The organism is Cutibacterium equinum, from assembly GCF_028021195.1.
GTDB classification, from domain to species: Bacteria; Actinomycetota; Actinomycetes; order Propionibacteriales; family Propionibacteriaceae; genus Cutibacterium; species Cutibacterium equinum.
In genome coordinates this window covers 2,468,843-2,493,400 of the sequence record NZ_CP115668.1, presented here as the reverse complement: position 1 = coordinate 2,493,400, position 24,558 = coordinate 2,468,843, and the positions used below count along the sequence as shown (strand labels likewise).

Annotated in this window: 22 protein-coding genes; 11 read left to right on the top strand and 11 right to left on the bottom strand. The window is 61.1% G+C overall.

Annotation, left to right across the window (positions count from 1 at the left end; genetic code table 11):
- Nucleotides 1–89: 89 nt before the first annotated feature.
- The 6 genes from manA to dnaA form a co-directional block, all read right to left on the bottom strand.
- Entirely contained in the window at nucleotides 90–1,283 is a 1,194-nt protein-coding gene (gene manA / locus O6R08_RS11235; RefSeq protein ID WP_271418169.1) for a mannose-6-phosphate isomerase, class I, read from the bottom strand.
- Between the two features lie 104 nt (nucleotides 1,284–1,387).
- Nucleotides 1,388–2,008: a DUF721 domain-containing protein gene (locus tag O6R08_RS11230; RefSeq protein ID WP_408640110.1), complete on the bottom strand. Its 621-nt coding sequence runs from the start codon at nucleotides 2,006–2,008 to the stop codon at nucleotides 1,388–1,390.
- The gene (gene recF / locus O6R08_RS11225; protein ID WP_271418167.1) at nucleotides 1,977–3,170 is read right to left on the bottom strand and encodes a DNA replication/repair protein RecF; all 1,194 of its coding nucleotides are present in this window, start codon (nucleotides 3,168–3,170) and stop codon (nucleotides 1,977–1,979) included. The genes O6R08_RS11230 and recF overlap by 32 nt, the downstream gene beginning before the upstream one ends.
- A gap of 41 nt (nucleotides 3,171–3,211) precedes the next feature.
- A complete protein-coding gene (locus O6R08_RS11220) occupies nucleotides 3,212–3,883 on the bottom strand; it encodes a DUF6226 family protein (protein ID WP_271418166.1) in 672 nt (223 codons plus the stop codon).
- A gap of 143 nt (nucleotides 3,884–4,026) precedes the next feature.
- Nucleotides 4,027–5,187 (bottom strand): DNA polymerase III subunit beta, encoded by a 1,161-nt coding sequence (gene dnaN, locus O6R08_RS11215; RefSeq protein ID WP_271418165.1) that lies wholly within the window; start codon nucleotides 5,185–5,187, stop codon nucleotides 4,027–4,029.
- 493 nt (nucleotides 5,188–5,680) lie between these two features.
- A complete protein-coding gene (gene dnaA, locus O6R08_RS11210) occupies nucleotides 5,681–7,183 on the bottom strand; it encodes a chromosomal replication initiator protein DnaA (RefSeq protein WP_271418164.1) in 1,503 nt (500 codons plus the stop codon).
- A 363-nt stretch (nucleotides 7,184–7,546) separates the two neighbouring features.
- Between dnaA and rpmH the strand changes: the two genes are divergently transcribed.
- The 10 genes from rpmH (at nucleotide 7,547) to O6R08_RS11160 (ending at nucleotide 18,813) form a co-directional block, all read left to right on the top strand.
- The gene (gene rpmH, locus O6R08_RS11205; protein ID WP_004810058.1) at nucleotides 7,547–7,681 is read left to right on the top strand and encodes a 50S ribosomal protein L34; all 135 of its coding nucleotides are present in this window, start codon (nucleotides 7,547–7,549) and stop codon (nucleotides 7,679–7,681) included.
- 6 nt (nucleotides 7,682–7,687) lie between these two features.
- Entirely contained in the window at nucleotides 7,688–8,116 is a 429-nt protein-coding gene (gene rnpA / locus O6R08_RS11200; protein WP_271418163.1) for a ribonuclease P protein component, read from the top strand.
- Nucleotides 8,113–8,586, top strand: a complete 474-nt coding sequence (gene yidD / locus O6R08_RS11195) for a membrane protein insertion efficiency factor YidD (protein WP_271419396.1) — start codon at nucleotides 8,113–8,115, stop codon at nucleotides 8,584–8,586. The genes rnpA and yidD overlap by 4 nt, the downstream gene beginning before the upstream one ends.
- Nucleotides 8,586–9,665, top strand: coding sequence for a membrane protein insertase YidC (gene yidC / locus O6R08_RS11190; protein WP_271418162.1), 1,080 nt, complete (start codon nucleotides 8,586–8,588; stop codon nucleotides 9,663–9,665). Before yidD ends, yidC begins: the two co-directional genes overlap by 1 nt.
- A gap of 169 nt (nucleotides 9,666–9,834) precedes the next feature.
- On the top strand, nucleotides 9,835–10,344 hold the full coding sequence (locus O6R08_RS11185) for a Jag family protein (RefSeq protein ID WP_408640159.1): 510 nt from the start codon (nucleotides 9,835–9,837) through the stop codon (nucleotides 10,342–10,344).
- Between the two features lie 251 nt (nucleotides 10,345–10,595).
- Nucleotides 10,596–11,723 carry a lipid II:glycine glycyltransferase FemX gene (locus O6R08_RS11180; protein WP_333907900.1) on the top strand — a complete coding sequence of 376 codons (1,128 nt, stop codon included), beginning with the start codon at nucleotides 10,596–10,598 and terminating at the stop codon, nucleotides 11,721–11,723.
- A gap of 1 nt (nucleotide 11,724) precedes the next feature.
- Nucleotides 11,725–12,753 (top strand): alanine racemase, encoded by a 1,029-nt coding sequence (locus O6R08_RS11175; RefSeq protein ID WP_271418160.1) that lies wholly within the window; start codon nucleotides 11,725–11,727, stop codon nucleotides 12,751–12,753.
- A 1,955-nt stretch (nucleotides 12,754–14,708) separates the two neighbouring features.
- A complete protein-coding gene (rsmG, locus tag O6R08_RS11170) occupies nucleotides 14,709–15,338 on the top strand; it encodes a 16S rRNA (guanine(527)-N(7))-methyltransferase RsmG (protein WP_271418159.1) in 630 nt (209 codons plus the stop codon).
- A gap of 1,571 nt (nucleotides 15,339–16,909) precedes the next feature.
- The gene (locus tag O6R08_RS11165) at nucleotides 16,910–17,896 is read left to right on the top strand and encodes a ParA family protein (RefSeq protein ID WP_271418158.1); all 987 of its coding nucleotides are present in this window, start codon (nucleotides 16,910–16,912) and stop codon (nucleotides 17,894–17,896) included.
- Complete coding sequence (locus tag O6R08_RS11160) at nucleotides 17,893–18,813, top strand: ParB/RepB/Spo0J family partition protein (RefSeq protein ID WP_271418157.1); 921 nt, start codon at nucleotides 17,893–17,895, stop codon at nucleotides 18,811–18,813. Before O6R08_RS11165 ends, O6R08_RS11160 begins: the two co-directional genes overlap by 4 nt.
- Before the next feature lie 230 nt (nucleotides 18,814–19,043).
- Here O6R08_RS11160 and O6R08_RS11155 read toward each other — a convergent pair whose 3' ends face one another.
- The 4 genes from O6R08_RS11155 to O6R08_RS11140 form a co-directional block, all read right to left on the bottom strand.
- Nucleotides 19,044–19,568, bottom strand: coding sequence for a DUF3817 domain-containing protein (locus tag O6R08_RS11155; RefSeq protein ID WP_408640109.1), 525 nt, complete (start codon nucleotides 19,566–19,568; stop codon nucleotides 19,044–19,046).
- Nucleotides 19,569–19,617: 49 nt separating this feature from the next.
- Nucleotides 19,618–20,334 (bottom strand): SURF1 family protein, encoded by a 717-nt coding sequence (locus O6R08_RS11150; RefSeq protein WP_271418155.1) that lies wholly within the window; start codon nucleotides 20,332–20,334, stop codon nucleotides 19,618–19,620.
- Nucleotides 20,327–21,274, bottom strand: coding sequence for a D-alanine--D-alanine ligase family protein (locus O6R08_RS11145; RefSeq protein ID WP_271418154.1), 948 nt, complete (start codon nucleotides 21,272–21,274; stop codon nucleotides 20,327–20,329). The genes O6R08_RS11150 and O6R08_RS11145 overlap by 8 nt, the downstream gene beginning before the upstream one ends.
- 356 nt (nucleotides 21,275–21,630) lie before the next feature.
- On the bottom strand, nucleotides 21,631–22,977 hold the full coding sequence (locus O6R08_RS11140) for an aminotransferase-like domain-containing protein (protein WP_271419394.1): 1,347 nt from the start codon (nucleotides 22,975–22,977) through the stop codon (nucleotides 21,631–21,633).
- Nucleotides 22,978–23,173: 196 nt separating this feature from the next.
- On the opposite strand from O6R08_RS11140, the gene O6R08_RS11135 reads away from it, so the two are divergent.
- Nucleotides 23,174–23,857, top strand: a complete 684-nt coding sequence (locus tag O6R08_RS11135) for a hypothetical protein (protein WP_271418153.1) — start codon at nucleotides 23,174–23,176, stop codon at nucleotides 23,855–23,857.
- Here the strand turns inward: O6R08_RS11135 and O6R08_RS11130 are convergent.
- A complete protein-coding gene (locus tag O6R08_RS11130; protein WP_271419393.1) occupies nucleotides 23,806–24,507 on the bottom strand; it encodes a (2Fe-2S)-binding protein in 702 nt (233 codons plus the stop codon). The two genes, O6R08_RS11135 and O6R08_RS11130, sit on opposite strands and share 52 nt — an antisense overlap.
- Nucleotides 24,508–24,558: the final 51 nt, after the last annotated feature.

The following is a 24,558-nucleotide window of genomic DNA, read 5'->3' as shown; positions in this document are numbered from 1 at the left end:
GCGACTCGACCCCATTGCCCGACCACGGGGTCCGGGAGTGGGGGTCACGGCGTCAGCAGTGTGATGCCGCCTCTCAGACCTCGATCAGTTCACGAGTGGTCGACGTCCACCCCGGCGCCTGCCAGGAAGCCACGGCCCTGGCCACTCACCGTCACCTCGTCGCCGGCCGGCAGCCACGCCGCTTGACCACGGTTCAACTCACAATCCTCACCACCACAATGAGCAACGAGCTGTCCGTGGGTGACAAGGAGAATCCGTCCCAAATCGGTGGCCGGAAGGGCGAGGGTGTCGTCGTGTCCCTGCAGGGCCCACAGCCGGAACTCCGGGAAATCGGTGCGGTAGACGGCCACTCCTGTCGACACCTGAACCGGGTATTCACCCACGCATGGCTCAGGAGTCATGATGGCGTGGTCGAGCAGGGCCTCGACGTTGATGTACTTGCTCGTCAGACCACCACGCAGGACATTGTCGGAGTTGGCCATGATCTCCACACCGGTACCGCCCAGATAGGCGTGCATGGTGCCAGCTCCCAGGTGAATCTGCTGGCCAGGTGCCAGACGCACCCGATTCATGAGCAGGGCGACGAGGATGGACGGGTCACCGGGATGGTCCTGGGACAACTCGACGGCGGTGCGGGCAAGCCCTCGGATGGCCTCGTCCGTGCCCTCCTCGAGGTATTGACGGGAGGCTGACACGACCCCTTCCACGACGGCAGCAACCTTCTCGTCCCCCGACAGCACCGTCGCGACGACCTTGGCCAGTCCGTCGGCCTCACCCAAGGGGGCCAGGACGTCATCGAGTCCGTCGACCTTCCCCAACCCCGATAGCAGAACCAGGGAGGAGGACGGGTCTCGGAAACCACACAGGGCGTCAAAGTCTGTGAGGGCGACGATCATCTCAGGCTTCGGCCAGTCGTCGCGGAAGATGCGATGGGGCTCACCAAGGCCCACTCCCGCCTCGTTCTCAGCGGCAAATCCCCTCTCGGCCTGCTCACGAGACGGGTGAGCCTGGATACTCAGGGCATGGGAGGCTGACAAGATCTTGAGCAGGTAGGGCAGGCGATCACCGAAGGCGTCGCGGCTGGCCCGGCCGAGTTCGGCGGGATGGTCGATCAGCCACTGATCCAAGGTGCGCCCATCGGCCAGAGCTGACGGAGCCTTGGGGTGGGCCCCCAGCCAATACTCAGCCCACGGCTGTCCATCCGGCTGTGCGCCGAGAATCTCGGGGATTGCCTGCTCCGATCCCCAGTCGTAGTGCTGAACCTCGCCGACCAAACGCTGCATCTGACCTCCTCATGAGCGACAACAACGTTACGGGTCTCACCCATGTGAGCCAATACTCTCGCGGGTTTTCGCTCAGCATCGACGCCCTCGACAATCAGCGTTCCTCAGCCATAGGTGTCGCGCGGGCCCCGACCTGGCACGGACCTGGGACCGTGTTTCCAACTGGGGGCGGTCGGTCCCTCGATGATGACCTTGGTGACGGTCCCCTCTCCCAGCCGCCGATTGAGTTCGGCGACCAGTTGTGGAGCGATGGTGCGCAGGGACGTCGCCCACACCGTTGCCTCGGTACGCACGGTCAGGACGGTGCCCTGATACTTGACCGGACGGGAATGCTGCGCATTGGTGGGGCCGACGAGTTCTGGCCAGCGTGACAAGACCAGGTGCAGGTTGACCTGACGTCCCCATCCCTTGGATTTCACAAGGTTGGTGAAGGCATCCCCCAGGACCATCGGGTCGCGGGCATCCTTGCGGGGGCCAGACCATGTCGGGGTCGTGGGGGCACGACGACGTCTGGTCTGCGTGGAGCGTCGGGGCGGTGGCAACAACACCTCACCGGCATCGTCACGACGCACGGTTCCCGCTGGTTCACCACGGGCAGTCCGAGCGATGGCCAGGGCGACGTCGACCCCTTCGTCATCATGGTCAGCTGCCAGGAGGCGGTCCTCCTCAGAAGGGACACCCTGCTCCCACGGATCACCTCCGTTGGTCATCGTCACTCCCTTCATGACGCAGAACCTGGCCACCACCGACGTCGAACCTGTTCCCCCGCAGGATCTCGGGAACATCCGATGCTACCGCGGCGGTCACCAGGACCTGATCTGCCTCGATGACAGCAGACGCCAGCCGATCACGCCGAGTGGCGTCGAGTTCAGCGAAGACGTCGTCAAGGACGAGAACCGGTTCGATGCCGTCGTCACGCAACAATTGGAACGACCCCAGCCGCAAGGCCAGCGCCAACGACCACGATTCGCCATGGGATGCGTACCCCTTGGCCGGCATGTCCCCGATGTGAAGGACGATGTCGTCACGCTGTGGACCGACGAGGGTGACGCCGCGGACGAGCTCGTCGACTCGCCTTTTCGCCAGGGCATCGAGGAATCTGTTCGCCAACTCCTGGCGGTCGATGGGTTCAGGAGCCTGGCCCTCCTGGGGAGGTGACCACAGTCCGTCGAGGTCGATGGTCGACGTGTACGAGGCCGTCGCCACATCATTGACCGGGGCGATCTCGCGGTAGGCCGTCGAGGTCAGCGGCATGACGGCTGACAAGGTGTCCAACCGGGCTGACAGGAGCTCGGCACCGATGGTGGCCAACTCGTCGTCCCAGATCTCCATGGTCGCGCCGATCTCGGCCCCCGCCGAGGGCCCCCTGCCAGCCAAGGACTTGAGCAGGGCATTGCGCTGTTTGAGGACGCGTTCGTAATCCGCCTTCACCCCGGCCATCCGAGGCCAACGCGTCACGACCAGGGCGTCGAGGAAGGTACGACGATCTGACGGATCACCCCGGACGATGGCCAGATCATTGGGCGAGAACACCACGGTTCGCAACACCCCGAGGATCTCGCGAGGTCGGGTCAGTGGAGCACGATTGATCCGTGCCCGATTGGCACGCCGTGGATTGATCTCGACCTCCAGCAGCAGGCTACGGGAATCCTGTGCCCCGGCACGGACTCGGCCACGCACCACGGCCTGACGAGCCCCCAGCCTCACCAGCGGGGTGTCATTGCTGACGCGGTGTGACGACAAGGTGGACAGGTATTCCACGGCCTCGACAAGATTGGTCTTCCCCTGACCGTTGGAACCGATGAAGGTCGTCACTCCCGCTGTCATGGGGACGTCGGCGCGAACATAGGAGCGGAAATCGACCAGTTCGAGACGCTCGACGAACATCCGGACCTCCCTCCGACCGCTGCCAGGCCGCCCGAGTCAGGTTACCGGAGCCAAGTGTGTGACAACCACGGCTTACCGTGCAGGACAACACAGCCCTCAGGCAGGAGGGGATCGTCACCGCTGCGAATGGCATCGACAACGGCTTCCGGTTCAGACAGCGGCGCGGGGCCATCTCCTCCCCACTCCAACGCACAGCGTCGGGCGGTGGCCACCAGCCGGAAGGCCGACCGATCTGCGGCCGAGGGTGCGACGATGACGACCAGACTCCCGTCGACCAGGGCCGTCATGTCGTCGTCGAGGACGGCCAGCAGGTCGTCCGACCCGCAGTCACAGGCGTCACAGGCACATTCGGGGACGATGTCAAAGGGGTCGGCGTCACAGGTGACGGACAGTCCGACAAAGGGAACCTGGTCGAAGGTGACGACCGACACGTGCAGCGGCAGGGTGTCTGCATGCGGGCTCGACCAGCGTTGCTGCAACCGGTCCTCCCCCTGGGACATGGTGTCGACGTCGACGTCACACAGGGTGGAAAGGGCCTGCTGCCACGCTTGCAGACGCAACATGAGAACCCGATACCGCTGTGGATCGGTGACCCTGCTGTACTCCTCCTCGGCCGCTATCGAATTGCCGGCATGGGGATCGGGCCAGGAAGGCGCATTGAGGGCATCGAAGACGCGGTCAACTTCGGTCCGGACGTCAGCGATGGTTGTCATGCCAACAGTGTGACAACCCTGCTAACCGGACAATCCGGCACCCCATGCCACTTGTCCACACCTCACAGTGCTATGGAGTTCCCACAAGTCGGCCTTGTCGGACCATGCCCGCCGACACGGCCTGCCTGTGCCGTGAAGATCGCTCAGGAGGGAAGCCTCATGAGCATGATGACGTGGCGGTAATCGGTCTCCGGCTTGCCGTCAAGGTCATTGAGGCCGGTCACCAGGCAGGGCTTGCCGGGAGCGGTGAAGGAGAAGTGCACATAGGGGGTGTCCAAGGCGCCGAGGGCGTCGGACAGGTAGTGCGGGTTGAATCCGGCCGCCGTGATGGTGGGCTCTCCGTCAACGTGGTTGGTGACGACGGCCTCGATGGCCTCGGATGCCTGGGCCTGGTCACCGGTGGCGGCCGACAGAGCCACCGAATCGTCATTGATGACCATACGCAGTGGGGTGTTGCGCTCTGCCACCAGGGAGACACGCCGTACCGAGTTGATGAGCTCGTCGGTACGGGCACGCACCGATCGGGTGGCCTTGATGTCCATGAGGTGACGGACCTTGGGGAATTCGCCACTCAGCAGGCGGGTGGTCATACGACGCACACCGTTGGCACCGTCCCCCTCGAAACCAACCAGGCCCTCACCGCTGTCACCCGAGGAGAGGTTGACGGTGACGTGCTCGCCGGAGGTCATGGAGCGGGCGGTCTCATTCATGACCTTGGCCGGCACCAAGGCGGTGGCCTCGGCGTCGGTGGCGGCGGGGTTCCAGGTGATCTCCTTGAGAGCCATGCGGTAACGGTCGGTAGCCAGCAGGGAGAGAACCTCGCCGTTGATCTCGACACGCACTCCGGTGAAGACCGGCAGCAACTCGTCACGTCCAGCAGCCACGACGACCTGGGCGACAGCCCGGGAGAAGACATCGGCCTCAACGGTTCCGGTGGCTGTGGGCATCTGCGGCAGATCGGGGTACTCGTCGACCGGCAGGGCTTGCAGAGTGAAGCGGGCAGACCCGCAGACCAGATCCATCTTGGCGGGATCGGTGGTGATCTGGACTGGCTTGGCGGGCAGGCTGCGGGCAATGTCGGCCAGCAGTTTGCCCGACACCAGGGATTCGCCAGGCTCGTCAACCTGAGCAGGGAGGGTGATCTGGGCACTGGTCTCGTTGTCGGAGGCCGACATTACGACGGAGTCGCCCTCCGCGCGCACGAGCAGTCCAGCCAGGATCGGCACTGTCGGCCGGCTCGGCAGGCTGCGGGCAGCCCAGGCGACAGCTTCGGCCATGACATCGCGTTCCAGACGGATTTTCACTGCGTCCCCTTGACTTGGCGTCGTGCACCCCATGGTGCTTGCACGTCGATCATATCCAAGCCCGAGGACGAATCACACCCACGTGATGCCAACGTTGAGGGTGTGGCGGCACTGCCAGGGATTCCGGTCACTGGAGCGGGCAGGGGTGAGCCACGACGCAGGAGGTCTTGTCCCCACATCCACACCCACAGACTTTTAAGAGATTGAGATGTCTGTCCTTCCTTCATGGTCATAACCCCTGTGGATCTTGTGGATAACCAATGAATCCGCTTGTCACAGAGTTTTTGCAGATGTGTATGACGACGTGGACTGGATGTGTGTGCCGACAGGGTGTCTGTGGATGACCGACGTCGTCCCAAGGTTGTCCCCCGACTGTCCACTGGTTGTCCACACCCAAGTATGGGGAGGGAATGAGCGCGCCGATGCCCTGTTGTGTCGATGCTCTCTGGTGCCGATGACGACGTGTGCCGATGTCGTATCGGGGTCAGGACGGTCAGTACTGCTTGATGCGGTTGGTGATCTCGGAAACCTGGTTGAAGATCTGACGCTGCTCCCCCATGAGAGCGCGGATCTTCCGGTCGGCGTGCATCACCGTGGTGTGGTCCTTGCCACCGAACTCGGCACCGATCTTGGGCAGCGACAGATCGGTGAGTTCACGGCACAGATACATGGCGATCTGGCGCGCAGTGACAAGAGTCTGGGCGCGCGAGGTGCCCAGCAAGTCCTCAGTGGAAATCTCGAAGTAGCTGGCCGTCTCGACGATGATCCGCTCGGGGGTCACCAGGGTCTCTCGGCCCTCCGGGATGAGGTCTTTGAGGACGATCTCGGCCAAGGAGATGTCCACCGGCTGCTGATTGAGGCTGGCGAAGGCCGTCACTCGGATGAGGGCACCTTCGAGCTCACGGATGTTGGTCTGGATACGGCTGGCGATGAACTCCAGCACATCCGGCTCGACCTCGATCTTCTCAGCCGCAACCTTGCGTCGCAGGATGGCGATACGAGTCTCCAGGTCCGGAGGCTGAATATCGGTCAACAGACCCCACTCGAATCGGCTGCGCAGTCGAGGCTCAAGGGCCTCCAGCAATTTTGGCGGCCGATCGGAGGTCATGACGATCTGCTTCTGAGCGTTGTGGAGGGTGTTGAAGGTGTGGAAGAACTCCTCCTGGGTCTGGATCTTCGACTCCAGGAACTGGATGTCGTCGACCAGCAGGACGTCGACGTCGCGGTAGGAGCGTCGGAACTCCCTGGTGCGGTTGGTGCCGATGGCGTTGATGAAGTCGTTGGTGAGTTCCTCGGTGGAGACGTACTTCACCGTGACGTTGTCGTAGTACGACATGACGTAGCGACCGATGGCGTGCAGCAGATGGGTCTTGCCCAGTCCGGAGCCGCCATAGATGAGCAGCGGGTTGTACGACTTGCCGGGAGCTTCAGCGACGGCGACGGCAGCCGCGTGGGCGAACCGGTTGGAAGCGCCGATGACGAAGGAGTCGAAGGTGTACTTGGGGTTGAGTCGATTGCCCTCGTCATCATCGATGCTCTGGGCAGGCTCGGTGGCAGGTTGAGCTGCTCCGACGGTGACCTTGGGGACGAATTGGGCCGGTGGGAGGGGATCCTCTTCCTCGTCATGGTCGGGGGCGCCGAGGGCCAATTCCAGGTCGGGGTCGATGGTGATGGCCAGGTGGATACCCTTGTGGAATTGGTCGGACAGGAGCTCCTCGAGTTCATGACGCATCTTGGACTCGACGCGTTCACGGGCGAACTCGTTGGGGACGGCGATCATGACGGTCGAGCCATACATCGTCACCGGTGTGGTGTTGGACAACCACGCTCGGTTGGGTTTGGAAACCTTCGTGAGGATCTCATCCCAGGCCGCGTTGAGCGCTTCGGTGGGATCACTGGTGGCCGGCTGCGAACTCATCGGTGGGGGCAACACGGCGTCAGGGTGGATTGGCGCGGGATGGGGGTGGTCGGCGTCGCCGAACGGGGTGTCGGACATTCCACCACCTGTTCCCTAGAGATCGTCGAGAGTTGTCCACATAGTTTTCCACAACCAGTGTGACAAGGCACCACAGAGGTACCGCACTGTCGAACGCTAGTGAGTCGTGGGACCATCCGCAACCGGTTTGAGTGGCTTGCCAGGCGGGTCAGAGACTACATCGATGTGGTTTCACGGGTGTTGTTCGATGACTGCGTGGGGTGTGGTCGTCAGTTTGCCGACGACGGGGTCGACAACGTAGAGTTATCCGGTCGCTGTCTTCAGCGTCCACTTCCCCTGCGCCCATCCGGGCGCCCCGGACATATGGGACCGGCTCGCGTCGATCCCCCGGGTGATCCCCGAGACACAAGGGAGAACATCCCCGTGAAGCGCACTTTCCAGCCCAGCAATCGTCGTCGTGCCCGTAACCACGGCTTCCGTTCCCGCATGAGCACCCGTGCCGGCCGCGGCATCCTCGCCGCTCGTCGCCGCAAGGGTCGCGCCAAGCTGTCGGCCTGAGTCTCCATGCTGCCCGCCCGGTCGCGGATGCACCGTCCCGGTGACTTCCGTGCCGCGGTCCGCGGGGGCGTCAGGTCTGGCCGTCCCACTCTCGTCGTCCACGCCGGGCGACGTGCACAGGTCCAGCCTGACCCGACCGACAGCACCGAGTTGTCCACAGGTGCTGTGGACAACTTCGGTACCGGTGGACCATCACCATCCCGACCCGAGCTTGCGCCACGGGTCGGTTTTGTCGTGTCCAAGGCCGTGGGAAATGCTGTCACCCGCAATCGGGTGAAGCGTCGCCTGCGGCACCTGTGTCGTCCCCTCGTTGACGAACTCGACGACGGTACTGTCGTCGTCGTGAGGGCTTTGCCACCTGCCGCGACCCAACCAGATCGGGTCGCCAAGGATCTCGACGGCGCATGGCACCAGGCACTACGGAAACTGCGATGATGGCTGCAGCGGTACCAGCACGGAGACCAGATGGCAGCAGGAGCGTGTGGGGAACGCTGCGGAAGTTTCGTCCCCTCACATGGCTGGCCATTGGATTCGTCAAGGGTTGGCGGGCCTTCATCTCTCCGCTTTACGGGGACGTCTGCAAATATGAGCCGAGCTGTTCGGCCTACGGTCTGCGAGCCCTCCAGGTGCACGGGGTGTTTCGGGCCACGCCGATGATCATTTGGCGGATCCTGCGATGCAACCCATGGTCCGACGGCGGGTACGACCCAGTGCCGGGCACCCTTGAGGCACGGCAATGGCACCAACTTCACCCCGAGCTCGCGCCCTCTGCCACCAAACCAGCCGATGACCTGACGGGTGAGAACCCGAGCAATCACGAATCGGCCCCACGAACCATCCCCGGACACACCGATCCGGGGAGTACCCACATGGGTACCCCTTCCCACACCCGAGGTGAGAACTGATGCTCAACCCGCTGGTCATACTCGGCCTGGGCGGCGCCCTCCACGCGATGGGGCACGCCATCATGGTGCCGCTGTACTGGGCGGTGTCCGGCCTGCTCGTCCTCTTCCACTACCTGTGGTCGCCGCTGTTCGGCCGCGACTCCGGCGTGTCGTGGACATTGGCCATCGTCTGTCTGACGATCTTCATCCGTTTGCTGTTGGTGCCGCTGTTCGTCAAGCAGATCAACTCTGCGCGATCGATGCAGCTCATCCAGCCGAAGGTGAAGGCCATCCAGGAGAAGTATGGCGACGACCGGGAACGCGCCGGTCAGGAGATGATGAACCTCTACCGCGAGGAAGGGGTCAACCCGGCGGCGTCCTGTCTGCCTGTCCTGCTGCAGATGCCAATCTTCCTGGCCCTGTTCCGTGTGCTCGACGGTGCCTCCCGCGGTACCGCCCGCGGTCACTTCTTCACCGAGAACCCGGGGCTCATGGAATCCCTGCAGCACGCCAAGTTCTTCGGTGCTGAGCTGGCCGGTCGATTCCTGCCGATGAACGATGGCTTTGGCGGCACCCAGGTCGTCGCCCTGGTCCTCATCGTCATCATGGTGGCGACGCTGTTCTACACCCAGCTTCAGCTGATGCGTAAGAACATGCCGCCGGAATCCCTGACCGGCCCCATGGCTCAGCAGCAGAAGATGATGATCTACCTCTTCCCGCTGATGTACTTGTTCTCGGGCGTGAGCTTCCCGATCGGCGTCATGCTCTACTGGTGCACCTCGAACCTGTGGACCCTCGGTCAGCAGGAGATCCTCATTCGCAACAACCCGACGCCCAACACCCCGGCCTACATCGACTGGCGTGAGCGCATGATTGCCAAGGGCAAGGATCCCGACGAGATCGAGCGTGCCCGTCGCGAGAAGCGTCGACGCAAGGTTGTCGCCCCCACCCCGGTGGCAACCGTTGAGGATGGCGAGAAGCCGATGGTGGCTCGTCAGGGAGTGACCCGTCAGACGGTGCGCAAGGACGCCAATGGTGGTCGTCAGGTCGTCCGGCGTCAGCAGCCTGCCAAGCAGACGCGAGCCCAACGCAAGAAGTGAGGCCGGGCCCTGGGCCCGCCACGAACCATTCCACTGACCAGCATGGCTGGTTGATTTTGAGAGGTGACGAACAACGATGAGCGAGAGCAGCGAGCGCATCGAACAGGTCGACGTCGATCAAGGTGAGGACCGCGGCGATCTGGATACCGACGATCTTGGCACCGAAGGGATGGCCGACGAGGTCGACCTCGATACCGAGGATGATGCCGCCGGCGAGGAGTCTGGTGAGCCCCTGGAGGAGGAAGGTGACATCGCCGCTGACTACCTCGAGGAACTCCTCGACATCGCCGACCTGGATGGAGACATCGACACCTATGTGGAGAGCGGGCGAGCCCACGTCTCCATCGTCACGGATTCTCAAACCCTCGTCGGCAAGGACGGCAAGGTCCTGGAGGCGTTGCAGGAGCTGTCCCGCCTGGCCGTCATGACCGAGGTCGGGCGTCGCTCCCGCCTCATGCTCGACGTCGCAGGGTACCGGGAGTCGCGGCGCAAGGAGCTGGTGGCCTTGGCAACGGAGGCGATTCAGTCGGTCAAGGAGACCGGTGAGCCGGCTCACCTGGCCCCCATGAACCCCTTCGAACGCAAGATCGTGCACGACGCCGTTGCGGCTGCGGGTCTTGTCAGCGAGTCGGAGGGTGTTGAGCCCAAACGCCACGTGGTCATCACTCAGGAGCAGTGACGCGTACCGTGTTAAATCAGTGGAGCCCGGCGGATGTCATGCCCGCCGGGCTCCACTGTGTACACGGCCCGTTGAGCGCGAGTGACATGTATTCGGTAGGCTCGCTCAATTCACATTGTCCCTGATTTCTCGCCCCAGCTCCACTGCGGCCCCATGTTGACGTGAGCGGCGAGGCCGCTGGGAACCAATGACCCCGACGGACACGGCTGTCATTGTTGACAGGGGTTTTCGGAACGATTATACTCAAAAAAGTGACGATTTCCGTTCGCCCCATTTCCGCGCTGACGATGCTCGAGTTCATCGCAGCTCGAGGGTCGGCGTCGTTCTTGCAAACCCCAGCATGGGCGCGGGTGAAGTCGGAGTGGCGAGGGGAACGTGTCGGGTTCTACGACGGTGACGAGCTCACTGGCGTCGGACTGATCCTGTACCGCAAACTTCCCAAACTGCCGCGCTACCTGGCCTACCTGCCCGAAGGACCAGTCCTCGACTGGTCTCGCGATGACATCGGCGAGCACCTTGACGCGTTGATTGCCCACGTCAAGAAGCGTCAAACTTTTGCCGTGCGTATTGGGCCGGCCGTCGTGCACCGCGTGTGGGGCACCAAGACCATCAAGAACGCCATTGCCGACGATGCCGTCACCTCACTGACTGAGGTGGAACCGGACGTGACGACGGTTGAGGGGCAGCGTGTCATATCGGTGCTCAAGCAGGGTGGATGGGTGAGCGACCAGAGTGTCCACGGATTCACCGCTGGTCAGCCACAGTTCAACTTCCAGCTTCCCTTGCGCTACGAGGACGGCACCCAGAAGACTGAGGACGAGATCCTTAAAGGCATGAACCAGCTGTGGCGTCGCAACATCAAGAAGGCCACCAAGCTTGGCGTCGAGGTCAGGCTCGGCACCCGTGAGGATCTGCAGGAATTCCACAAGGTTTACCTGGAAACCGCCGAGCGTGACGGTTTCACAGGACGTCCGTTGGAGTATTTCGAGCGCATGTGGGACGTTTTGAATGCTGAACAACAGGGCCGAATGCAGGTATTCCTCGCTGAACATGACGGCGATGTCGTCGCCGCAACGACTTTCGTCACCGTCGGTGAGCACGCCTGGTACTCCTATGGTGCATCGACCACGGCCAAGCGTGAGGTGCGTGGGTCCAATGCGATTCAATGGGCCATGATCCGGGCTGCCAATGACGCAGGATGCGCTGTGTATGACATGCGCGGCATTGTTGCTGGTGTGGCTTCCGATGACCCCGAAATTGGGCTTATCCAATTCAAGGTCGGTAGCGGCGGCCAAGCGGTGGCCTTCCCGGGAGAATGGGACAAGCCGATCAATCCGATCCTGTACAAGGCATTTGACCTCTACATGAAGAGACGCTGACATGCTCAAACTCACGGTTGATGAGCAACGCTGGCACAACCATCTGGCCGCATTCGTTGCCTCCTGCCCCGGTATCGTGCCAGTAACCAAGGGAAATGGGTACGGATTTGGACACGCATTGACGGTGCAGGAGTCTCAGCGCCTGGGTGTCGATGTCATCGCCGTTGGCGTGGCCCAAGAGGTGGCGTCGGTCCGTGAGCATGGCTGGGACAAGGATGTCGTCGTCCTCAACCCGTGGCGACCCGGTGACGAGGTGGCCACTGAGTTGTTGAGCGATCCCAAGGTTGTCACGACGATCTCGCGGGTCGAAGACGTGGCTGCTGTGCGCGACCTTGCTCCGAGCGCGCCCATCCTCGTCGAGGTGGAGACCTCCATGCATCGCCACGGTGTGGGAGCAGATGAGGTCGCAGCGCTGGATCTTGACGGTTTGAACGTGAGGGGATGGACGGTTCACCGGCCCTCAAGGGCAACGCTGAACGAAGGTCGCGAGATGGCGCGAATTGTCATGCGCCATCCGTTGGCGTCCCGGGGTATCTGGTTTTCCCATCTCAGCTGTGATGACTACATCACGTTGTCGAAGGAACTCGATGTCCCGGTGCGGATGCGTGTCGGGACTCGACTGTGGCTGGGTGACGCTGACGCATACCGGGTGACGGGAACGGTGCTCGACGTGCATTGGCTGCCCAAGGCAACGCCGGTCGGTTATCACCGGATTAAGACGCGTCGTGACGGATACATCGTCGTGGTGTCGGGAGGAACGGCTCATGGCGTGGCCTTGTCCGCGCCGATGTCTGCTGATTCTGTGCGGCGATGGCTCGTACGGGGGGCTGAAGCTGTGGCGAATATGGTCGGACGGGTACGAAGCCCCTTCACCATTGCGGGACGGCACCCGATCTTCGCGGAGCCTCCGCACATGCATTCTTCGTTGGTCTTTTGCGGCGGGCCAGGAGAGCCTGTCCAAGTCGGCGACGAAGTGCCGGTGAACGTTCGGATGACGACGGCAACCTTTGACGAGATTTGCCTGAAGTGATGTCTCCCAGGCGCGGGTCCTTGGTGGGGGTCTGTGTGTGGGGCCGTTGATGTGTGTAGGCCTTAGGTCTTCGGTGCGTGGGGTCGTAGGCCCTTGATAGGGCCGTGGGCCGTTGATGTGTGGGGTCTGTGTGTGAAGTGTCGATGGTGTTGACGAGTCCTGTGAGCGCAACGATGAGAACCCCTCAGTGATGAGAGGCGCTGGCAGGTTGTAGGACCGATGCCCAGTTGTCAGACCGATTCCCAGCGTCGGAGAGATTAAGATATATATCGATAAACAGATATATAGCTGCAAGGCGTTTCACGTGGAACATGGGAGTTTGTGAAGGACTACTGGTCGAGTGGGGCGTGAGTAGGACTTGCGCTAGGCGTGAGTGGGCGTGAGTGGGGCGTGGGTCGGGGTTGAGTGGGGCGTGGGTCCGACTTGAGTGGGATTGAGCGAGGTGTGAATTGTCTTGGCCTACTTGACGGATCTGGTCCGCGTCGAGTGTGAGCTTTCGCTGCGGGTGTTCAAGCGTCGACAGGTCAACAGCTATGGCTTGCTGCATCACGTGAAGAAATTTCAAACGGTGTCCGTGAGTGCTGCAGGGAACATGTTTGCCGGCGATGAAAGGATCGGCAAGGTTGTGTGGGGTTGTACATATCACCCGAGAGTTGAGTTTGATGGGCGGGGAGGGAGACCAGTTCGCCACCGTGTGCCTGGAGGGAAACCGTTGAGTCCTATGCGTTAAAGAAACCCTGAGTTCGAAACGATGAGTACGAGCTTGAACCGGAACCGTAAGTCCAGCGGATTGAGTGCGTAATGCTGAGTCCGCAACTCGCGAGTATCGAATGAAGGAGTCTCGAACCCGTGAATATGCGATCCTGCGTGCGGAACCCTGCCGTACGGTGCAGGGAATGGTCCTCGGTCTTCAGGACTTGAACCTGTGAGTACGGAACCCTGCCTCCTGGATGCGCGAGTCTGGAAGCGCGAATCCAAGACTTTGGATCTACGAGTCCAAACCGTAATGCGAGTTTTCAGGGCCCACGAGTGTCGTCGTCACCGTGTCCTACTGAAGCCGGTTGTGACGGTACGTGACATGGATCGATGAACTACATGTCTGAGAACCCGTCCTGTGCAAGTTGTTGAATACCGTCGGTATCTTATTTATACCTGATGCCCGTTGAGGTGCGGAAGCGAGTTCTCCATATTTTCCGTCTCCGTCTCCGTCTCTCCTGGCGTGATGCCTGTTGACGTGTGGGAGCGACGCGAAGGGTCGGGAGCTAACGGACGACGCGGGACATCCGGTTCCAACGAGGCACGGGACCTCACCCCAGATGATCTCGACCGGGGCCACCCGAAATTGATCATGGGGGCTAACTGTTCAAGACTGGGTGGCTCAAAGCCGATGGCAACTTATTCGGTGGTGACCGCTCCCCCGACTTGAGCACTGCGCACGTCTGCGGCGAGTCTGATGACGCGAGCTCGGAGCGACATAGAGTCAGCCGGTGCACGTCCGTCGTTTGTGGGTGCTTCATGGTTGTGATCATGGTGTCGTAGGCCGATGGCTCATCAGATACTCACTGGTGGCCAGCGTTGACAAAGCCACGTAACGGTACCCGCTGGTGACTAATTCCAGGTTGTCGAGACCGATATCCATCTGAGTGGACACACCAGGATGAAAAACGTACATGGGTGAAAACGAGACGACCGGGGACCATTCAGCGTGTCATTGAACCGATACCCGAGTTCGGAACGGGGTTGAGACGAGCCGTCATCTGTGGATAAACGAAGCCGAGTCCCACTGGTGGATCCCGACGGCGGCCGAAGGCACGTGCACGTCACAAGCCGATGGCACGTGCGCGTTACGAGCAGCCACGATTCTGGGGCTGGACGAATGGCAAGTGAGCGCTTGAATTGTGATGAGTGAGAGAGCAACCCTCACGACCTAATGTTGAGATGGCAGGATGTCTGACATGATCCATGTGACTGACGATCCGATTGCTGAACGGCTATATGGCGACAGATATAAAACTATTAAACGATATGTCGATATATTGGCCACTCGCGGAGTCGAGTGGGGATTGATTGGACCCCGCGAGGTTGATCGGCTGTGGGAGCGTCACATCCTCAACAGCGCAGCCTTGGAAAGCCTGATTCCGCAAGGATCGCGAGTAGCTGACGTTGGGAGCGGAGCAGGCTTGCCTGGTATTCCACTCGCGATTTTGCGACCAGACTTGGACATGACCCTCATCGAGCCAATGCTGCGCCGGTCCAATTTTCTGACAGAGGCTGTCGACGAGCTTGGCCTCGGCGATCGGGTGACGGTTGTGCGAGATCGCGCCGAAACGGCAGGGATATCCGTTGACGTCGTCGTGTCAAGAGCGGTTGCAAAGCTGGCGACCCTTGTTGGATGGACGGCGAATTTGTTCGAAACGACGGGTTGTCTTTTGGCCTTGAAGGGGCAGTCCGCCGACGACGAGGTGGCTGAAGCGCGAAAGGAGCTTTCCAAGCGTCACTTTTCTGCTGAGGTACTTCTCGTCCGCGCCGATCCATCGTCAGAAGTGACGCGCGCGGTAAGGGTTCGTCGCGCGGGGACTGCGTGACAGGGCGTGTGCCTGAGCGATGAGATTTGGTCGTGAGGATTGTTCACGGGGATATCCCCGTCCGTTTATGGCGCCCGGCTGATCCGTGACCCGGATGTCGCCGAGATTCGCATCCTATCTGTCTCAACGCCGCCCATCAGGTGCGAGCTCATGATCATTGTTGCCTGGCGATAAGGTTTCGTGGCGCTTGCGATCGTCGGTGTTCCCAACGGGCATGCTGTTACAAGCATGTTGCGAGTAATGGTCAACGTAATGGACGGGGCTAACTATGCAGGTAGGTGATGTCCCAGCTATCTCTGGCATGCCGAAGACGAGGTTGGCGCCAGCGGATCGGTTCTCCGATGGCAACGCCAGGCGTCGGACGGGTATGAGTGGGCAACGAACGAAGTTCACGGAGTCGGAAGTGACCCAGGGAAATATCGGTTGCGTCTATAGAGTCTTCGGCAACTCAACGTCAGGCCGACCACGGTGCAGCGGCGCTGTTTCACGTGAAACACGAATCACGGTGTGATGGGCACACCATAGCTGCTAGAACGAAGGTGTCGACTGCCTTGAGGTTGTGAGGACGTTCAGGACTGGTTGTTGGCCACTGATCCCGTCATCTTGTGGTCGTGCTGCTCCGAATGCCCTAGGTTCCTGTTCGGTGGGAGGCCATGGACGACGATCTGTCGTACACCGTGTCACGGACTCCACGTGTCTGTTCGCTAGGACATTGCACGCGTTATTGTCAGGAGTCGTCCCTGGCATGGCGATGAATTGTGCCGTGGAGCTCATCGAGAGTACGTCACAAGACTGGTCGCCGTAGAGCCGCAACGCATTGGCCACACTTCGTCCTCCCCAACGCAACGGCCGAACACGTGATGGACCAGATAGATCGTCACAACGCTCGGAAAGATTAATCGACCAGCGGCAATGATGCGGACGACAGTAGCAACGGTGCTCCCGAGGGGGGAAAGAACAAGTCAACAGCCGCGGCGGCCTTCCTGACCATCGAAGCCGTCAACACAACAGTTAGGGCCACAAGCCGACCAAGCGATCGAACTGTCTTCTGTGGTAGACCTAGCACGATCATTCGATGCAACCCTTAGCGTGGCATGAAAACTGATCATGGAGCGTTGCCATCGTAGGCATAGGTGCCTCGACCTCGGTCGCGATGCTAGATAACCCCAGGTGGCGGTCGCCGTCATAACGTCCAGAACACAGGAAACCCCATGGAGAAAAAGCCTCGAGTGTCGACCCTGGCGAGTCCGTCAACCATGATCACATACATGACCGGCGCTTGGTGTGCATTGCGATCTCATGTCATCGGACGTGAGCCTCAGCATAGAAGGCCGCGTTTTCGGACTTAGAAGCCGCAGTACGGCGACGAGTCATCGGATGCGAGGTCTTTTGGCCAAGACTGAAGAGGACGCAGCACTGCCACGACTGCGAAGTTGTCCACAGCTTCATGTGGACAACACAAGAAGTTATCCACAGAAAGAAGAATCTCTCTGGATCGGGAGCACTGCCCGGTAGAGTGACGGAGCAACGGTGTTTCACGTGGAACATCACTCCCGCTCGCAACTGAAAGGATGCGCATGACCGACGAGGTCCCCATCTATGACAGAGCACCTAAGCGGGCGGCCTTTGATGGACCTGAGGTGCCTGACGCAGCGGATCCAACCGCCGACTGCAGCGATGACACGACGATATCGGCCGTGCCATTGACACTCCCCCGTCCGACGTCGCCGATGACGATCGTCGTGGCCAATCAGAAGGGCGGAGTGGGAAAGACAACGACCGCAATCAACTTTGCCGTTGCCCTGGCTATGAGCGGTCTTAAGGTGCTCGTGGTCGACGCTGACCCCCAAGGGAATGCTTCGACCGCCCTTGGGATCGAGCACGAAGAAGGTACGCCCGGTACTTACGAGGTGCTCATCGACGAAGAGGATCTGGCGCTAGTCGCTCAAAATAGCCCGGAGGCACCCGGTCTTGACGTTGTACCGGCGACGATTGATCTCTCTGGAGCAGAACTTCAACTCGTTGATGTGAGAGGGAGAGAGCGTCGTTTAAGGAAGGCGCTACGTAAGTACTTGAAGACACACGACGTTGACTACATCATCGTTGATTGCCCCCCGTCTCTCGGCCTGCTAACTCTCAACGCACTTGTGGCAGCGGACGAGGTCTTGCTGCCCATTCAATGTGAGTATTACGCTCTCGAAGGCGTCACCCAGCTCATGCGCACTATTGATGCCGTCCGCCGGGCGATGAACAAGGATCTACGCCTTGGTTCGATACTTATGACGATGTTCGACGGCAGGACCAGGCTGTCCACGCAGGTGGACGAGGAGGTTCGCAGCCACTTTGCACGTGAAACGATGAGGACACGGATTCCGCGGTCTGTTCGCATATCGGAAGCGCCGAGTTACAGCCGTAGTGTCCTGACGTACGACCCGAAGTCCGCCGGGGCAGTCGCGTACCGTGAGGCCGCCGCGGAATTCGCCAAGCGGCACGCATGTGCTGCAGATTCTAATGAGCATCGCAGTGAGTCTGATACCTACACTCCTGGGGAGGCGTGACGATGGGAGCAAAGCACAGCGGATTGGGTCGCGGTTTTGGGGAGTTCTTCCAGAGGACTGATCTTGATGACGAGATCCTTGATCAAGCAGAAGACTCCGGGAACGACACTGGCAACGACCAAGTCCAAGGATCCACGTTTGCACTTATTGATGTTGACAAGGTGAGGCCCAACAGCCATCAGCCACGCAAGATCTTCGACGATGATGAGCTGACCGAGCTGTCTGAATCGATCAAGACAGTGGGCGTCTTGCAGCCGGTGGTCGTCACGCCTGTGGACGATGGCTACGAACTCGTCATGGGTGAGCGGCGATGGCGGGCCACCCGAAAGGCCGGTTTGCCGACGATCCCCGCGATTGTACGCACGACAGCCAGTCAGGACATGCTGCGAGATGCCCTGCTCGAGAACCTCCATCGTGTCCAGCTCAATCCGTTGGAGGAAGCTGCGGCTTACGAGCAGATGCTCAATGATTTTGGCTGTACTCAGGAAGAGCTGTCTGAGCGGGTCCAGCGTTCTCGTTCGCAGATTGCCAACACGATCCGACTGCTCAAGCTGAGCGCACCGGTTCAGAAGCGATTGCTTGAGGGTGATATCACTGCCGGACACGCTCGCCCTCTATTGTCACTGGGAGATCCTGACCTCCAGGGGACCATTGCCGACCGCGTTGTCGAAGAAGGTCTGTCAGTGCGCGCGACCGAAGAGCTTGTACGGCAGACGCTGGACGACACCACCGACGTCAAGCCTCATCAGCGTAAAAAGCCTGGCAGGGACACGGAGGCTGCGAAGTTGGGGGATGAACTGTCCCAGCGCTTCCGTACCGTGGTCAAGGTGAACCGGAAGAACGGTCGGGGCACCATCACTATGGCGTTCAACGACAATGAAGAGTTAGAGCGACTTATCGACATATTGTCAAAGTGACACTTGACCGACGCATGTCGTGGCTAACACTGGCATGTCGGCCGGGGCGTCGTCGTCAAATACGACCTAGTTGTGGTGCAGCAAAAGTTGCAGGTAGAGCGGGCGTTGTGAGAGGGCCCCAGGGTCTTGCGTCGTCAACCAAATACGCAAGACGGCACGCCTCATGGAATGAGGGTCCAGTCACTCGCCGTCCCCCCAATTTCAGGCAGCTGCCAAGTGCATAGGTGGGGTTACTCGACGGGTGCTTCGTGATGAGTCCAGTAGTCCCTCGCGTCGTCAATACGGCGGTTAACGTCCTTACGAGCGAAGTACTCGGCAACGAAGGATAGAAACGGCACCGTTCCTGCCAGTGCGATGACGAGCAGCCTCGTGAGCGGCCATCCTGCCTTGCGACCCACTATGTAGGCAGTGATGAGAAGAACAGGGTACAGCCATCCGTGAGCAATGCCGACGACGTTGACCATGGTTGGTTGTTCGGCGGCGTACTTGAGCGGCATTGCCACGCACACGAGAACAACCAAAAGGGTGCCCACGATGTAAGCCATGACCCGGTACGCGATCAACGCCTTGCGCAGCCCGGGGATGTCGTCGGGTTCAATCCACGGTTCCTGCACGGGCACCGCGGCGGACTCGGTTGAGCTAGAACTGATCCCAGGATTGTGAGCACCGTCAGCCCCACCGCTGGCTCGTGTTGGCGAACTTGCCGAGGGGGCAGCGTAGAACTCGTCGCTTGTCACATCGTCGCTATGTTGCACGTGAAACAGAGTACTGACGCCAACCAATCGCCGCTAAAACAGCCGCGAATCAGTCCTGTCGTTTCCCTGCGGCTCTGGTGAAGGCGATGGACATGGCGATGGTAAAGATCGCGAACACCCACCATTGAAGGGCGTAGCCACGATTACGTTCACCCCCGTCTCCCTGAGGAAGTGTCGGCTGGGCAGGGGACAGACCTTGGGCACGGGCACCTTGCTCGTCAAGGGTCAGTGTTGCCGGCACCAATGGCTGCGGCCACGTTTGGGTCAGCACCTCCAAGCGAAGTGACGGCAGTGTGGAGGCGGGCATCTGTGGGTTGTGAGGCTCATTTGCGGACTCCGACGCGGCCAAAACACCCGTCAATGTGACGGTTCCCGTGGGAGCCGGGGGAACTTCTTGGCCTTGAGAAATCTCTCCTCTGACGACGGCGATCGTCTCTCCGGAGGTGAGACGTACGCCCTCGACAGCCCTGACTGGCCATGACGTGCCAACCAACGTGGCCGTCGACGGTTCGAAGGTGCCGGTAATCCGCACTCGGCGGCCATACTGGGTCATAACCTCAGATCGCGTGGGAGCTTTGTCCCACGTGATGACAGGCTGATCAATACGTGCCTGGGTGGAGTTGTCCCGCTGAGACTCGAAGACGTTCATTTGCCATAGACCGAGGACGACCATGACACCGGCAACCGCGATACCCACGACCATGATCACTGCCTGTTTGGCGCGGATGGCAGGACTGGTCTGTGAAGTCGTAGTGCCCTTAACCATGGTTACGGGAGACGTCGGTGACAAGATGAGAGCACACCTCTCCGAGATCCAGTCCGGCAGCTTCCAGGGCGACAGGAACCAAGGATGTGGCCGTCATCCCGGGAGCAGCGCCAGCCTCCAAGAAGACGGGACGGCCAGCCTCATCGATGATGGCGTCGACTCGAGAGATACCAGAGAAATCAAGCACCCGCTGGACGATTCGGGCCGTCTCAGCTACGAACTGGGCAGCCTCATCACTGATGTCGGCTGGAGCCGTCAAACGGGTCTCGCCTCCTGTGTACATCGCTGAGTAGTCATATATACCTCCCGCCGGGCGGATCTCCACGGCAGGCAGTACTTGTGTTCCCTCAGAGGTCGTGATCATGCCAATCGCAACTTCGGTACCGGCAATGAACTCCTCAACGACTGCCATGTCGTCATAGGCGTAGGCATTGGCGACGGCCTGGGCGAAGTCAGCTGCGTCTTCGACCTTCGTGACGCCCAAGCTGGACCCACCGCGAGCTGGTTTCACAACGACTGGAAGTCCGAAGCGTTCCGTAATCGACCGGATGATCGTCCGAGCTCCGAGCTCTCGAAAGATGTCGTGGGGGAGAGCTACCTGCTGCGGGGTGGCGACACCAGCGGCGGCAACAGCGCGCGACGCGATGGACTTGTCGAAGGAAATGCGACAGGTCGCCGGTCCTGACCCCACATAGGGGATACCCATGAGCTTGAGGACCTCAAGGAGGGCGCCATTCTCTCCCAGACCGCCATGCAGCATGGGAAAGACGACGGCCCCCTCGTTAGCTCGCAGGGTGTCGATGAGGGAGGAGTCAATATCGGTCTCGACGACCTCATGTCCGACTCGCCGCAATGCCTGGGCGACGGTCCGACCTGACTTCAACGAAATGTCGCGCTGGTGGCTGAGCCCCCCTGCGAGGACGACGACTGGTTGCAACATGGAACCATTGAACCAGCGTCGAGACGGTGACGGGGATACCGACCCTCCTCGGACGATCAGACAGGGCTCACAATTGTATCGCAGACGGGTGCGTCCTATCGATTCGCCGATAAATCGATAAATCGTCTGTTTTTAGTTTAGGGCCCCGTACACACCGCGGTTACGATGCAGCACGCCGCCCCTGAAGGACTCAGGCATCGAAAGCCACGCGCACACCGCGGTTACCTGGCAACCGCCCGATCAGCTCAGTAGGCCCGGCCAGCCCTACCGGCCTGGTCACCCCGGTCAGCCCAGACAGCTCAGCGTCGACCCCGGAGGGCAGAGTCCTCATACACTTCCCGACGGTCCGTTGGACATCACGCAAGGTTCGGCCCAGGCCCAAGATCGCGACTACGACGCCGGCCGTCAGCCAGCTCGAAGGTCTCGGCGATCTCGAGTTCCTCACGCATTACCTCGGCCAGCCTCTCGACGCCAACCTTGATCCGTTCAGGCGTCGGGTAACAGAACGACAGCCGAATATTGCGCTGTCCACGTCCGTCGGCATAGAAAGCCGTCCCCGGGGTGTAGGCAACGAGCTTGGTGACAGCGCGAGGAAGCATGGCCGCCGAGTCAACTGCCCCCGGCATCGTCAACCAGACGAAGAATCCGCCGGAGGGGCGAGTCCACGTCGTCCCCTCGGGCATGTGCTCGGCCAAGGAGGCCAGCATGGTGTCGCGACGAATGCGATACATGTCGATGAAGCTGCGGATCTGCCCGCGCCAGTCCCAATGGGTCAGGTAACTGGAGATCGCGAACTGGGAGAAGACCGGCGGGCACAAGGTTGCCGCCTCCTGCGCGAGGACCAACTTGTCGCGCACGAATGACGGGGCGAGCACCCATCCGACGCGGAATCCCGGCGCGAAGGTCTTGGAGAACGAGCCCAGGTAGACGACGTTGTCGGGATCCATCGACTTCAATGTCGGCAAGGGATCCTCGTCGAGATTGAGCAGACCGTACGGGTTGTCCTCGACGACGAGCAGGTCGAGCTCGTCAGCCACGGCCAGGATCTCACGCCGCCGCTCGACCGATTGGGAAATCCCCGACGGGTTCGAGTGGTTGGGAATCGTGTAAAGAAACTTCACCGACTTGCCGCTACGACGGGCGGCTGCCACCTTCTCGCGTAGCGACTCTGGAACCAAGCCGTCGTCGTCCATGTCAACGTGGACAACGTCGGCCTGGTACGAGGCAAACGTGTTGAGGGCTCCGACGTAGGACGGGGACTCCGCCATGATCACATCACCCGGGTCGCAGAAAATTCGCGTGACGAGGTCGAGTCCCTGTTGGGAACCGCAGGTGACGGTGACGTCATCGGGGTCAGCGATGAGACCCTCGACGGCCATGACCTCGCAGATGTGTTCGCGAAAATCCGGCTCGCCCTGCCCCGATCCGTACTGCATGACGACGGAGCCGTGCGTGTCGACGAGCTCTCTCAACGATGCGCCGACGACATCGAGGGGAAGGTCAGCGATATTCGGCATGCCACCGGCCAGCGAGACGACCTCGGGACGGTTCGCCACCGCGAAGAGGGCGCGAACCGGTGAGGTCTTCAAGCCCAAGGTCCGCAGGGAGTAACGGTCGTGGAACTTGTCGAATGTGGTGTCGACGCGCCGGCTCGCGGGGGCTGCGGCGGTCTTGGGAGCAGCAGCGGCAGCCTCGATGCGCACGTCATCGGCGGAAGGGACAGGCTGCCTGGTGAAGTCGTCTGTACTGCTCACCCTCCCACTGTGCCCCACCCATACCCTGGAAACCTAGAATGACACTCATACGAGTGTGGTCTATGTCACCCACAGGACATCGCGGAAAAGCCTGTTGGTGCCGTCATCGCCACAGGCCACGCGTGGGCTCATCGGAGGAGGCATCGTGCGGATCAGACACTTGACGACTCTGACGAGGAAAGATGCCGCATCGCCGGGTGTTTCCGGAAAACTTCGTCCTTGGGGGATCGACGTCGACTCACCTCTTCCTGACTGGGCTGACGCTGCTTGCCGAGCGTGGGGGTTCTTCGGGGTCGCGAGCCGACACGCAGACCAACTCGACGGGATCATCCTCGTGGCACCCGAATCCTGCCTTCCCGCCGAACACCCCATGTCGAAAATTCCCCGCACACCCGGGGGTGCGGTTCTGGTGGGGTTCCTACCCCATCGGCATGACGTTTCTTGGGGGCGAGTGCGCATCTCGTTCCTGGCAGCACGCCTGCATGGGGCAGTTCCGGTCATTGAGGCCGGTGGTGTCGTCGGCCCATACGTTGACAGGCGTCTTGCGCCGACAACCTGGTTGGAATCATGGGGATTTCAAGAAGTCGACCACATGTGTGCGGGGCCCGTTCGACGGATGAGGCTGGATCTGCGTAGGACAGTCAAGACCGAGGAGAGCTGGGCGGAACGCTGGTTCGGGTGGCTGCGCGGTAACGGACTGGCTCCAGCTGACGTCGGACGGTTGCGATGGCCGACGGGTTCTGCGCGCCATGATCACGAACCGCCGGCGATCGTCACTCAGACCAAGACGCAGTCTCCGCAACAGGCGATTCGCGAGCCACTGACCTGATAGTAGAGACAGCAACTGCGTCGCTTGAACCCTGGACCGGCGGTGATCCCAGGCCGAGGATCGACCATGATCAACAACTCGTTCGCAGCGTCAATGGCGGCCTGACGTAGATCGGGACGGCAGCGCGAAATCATGACCACCGAGGTGCTGACTGCTGACGCGAGGTTGTCGCGGGCAACAATTTTGCTCAGCCCAGCCGCGATGAAGGCATCCGTGATCCGCTCCACCGCCGAGCCGGTGATTTTCGCCGGCCCCGGTTGCCAGGCCATCGACACCGGAACCGGGGCCTGAAGCACATCCTGGAACCAGACGTCCTCCAGGCGGGGAAAATCGACATCGTGGCCCAGAGTTCGTGCTGCAACCACAGGTACGACGAGCCTGGCGACAATTCCCAACTGCGTCGCAGACATGGCGACGCGGCGGGCAACCGCACCGGGAGCCGCCGCGACATGGTGACCGTGACCGGCCTTGCCCTCATGACGCTGGGTCAGCAGTGCCTGGTGGGTGTGGTTGATGCGACGGTCGATGACTTGCGGCGTCACCAGCTGGGTAGCGGGAAGCCAGAAAGTGGCGGGAGTGTCGTCGGGCCGATGGTTTTCGACACTGACCCACTCGTCGAACCCCGCCGCCGTCAGATCGATCATGTCCACGTCCTCATCGTGGTCGATGGTGGTCGCGAAGGTGGTGGGTTCGGGGTTTTT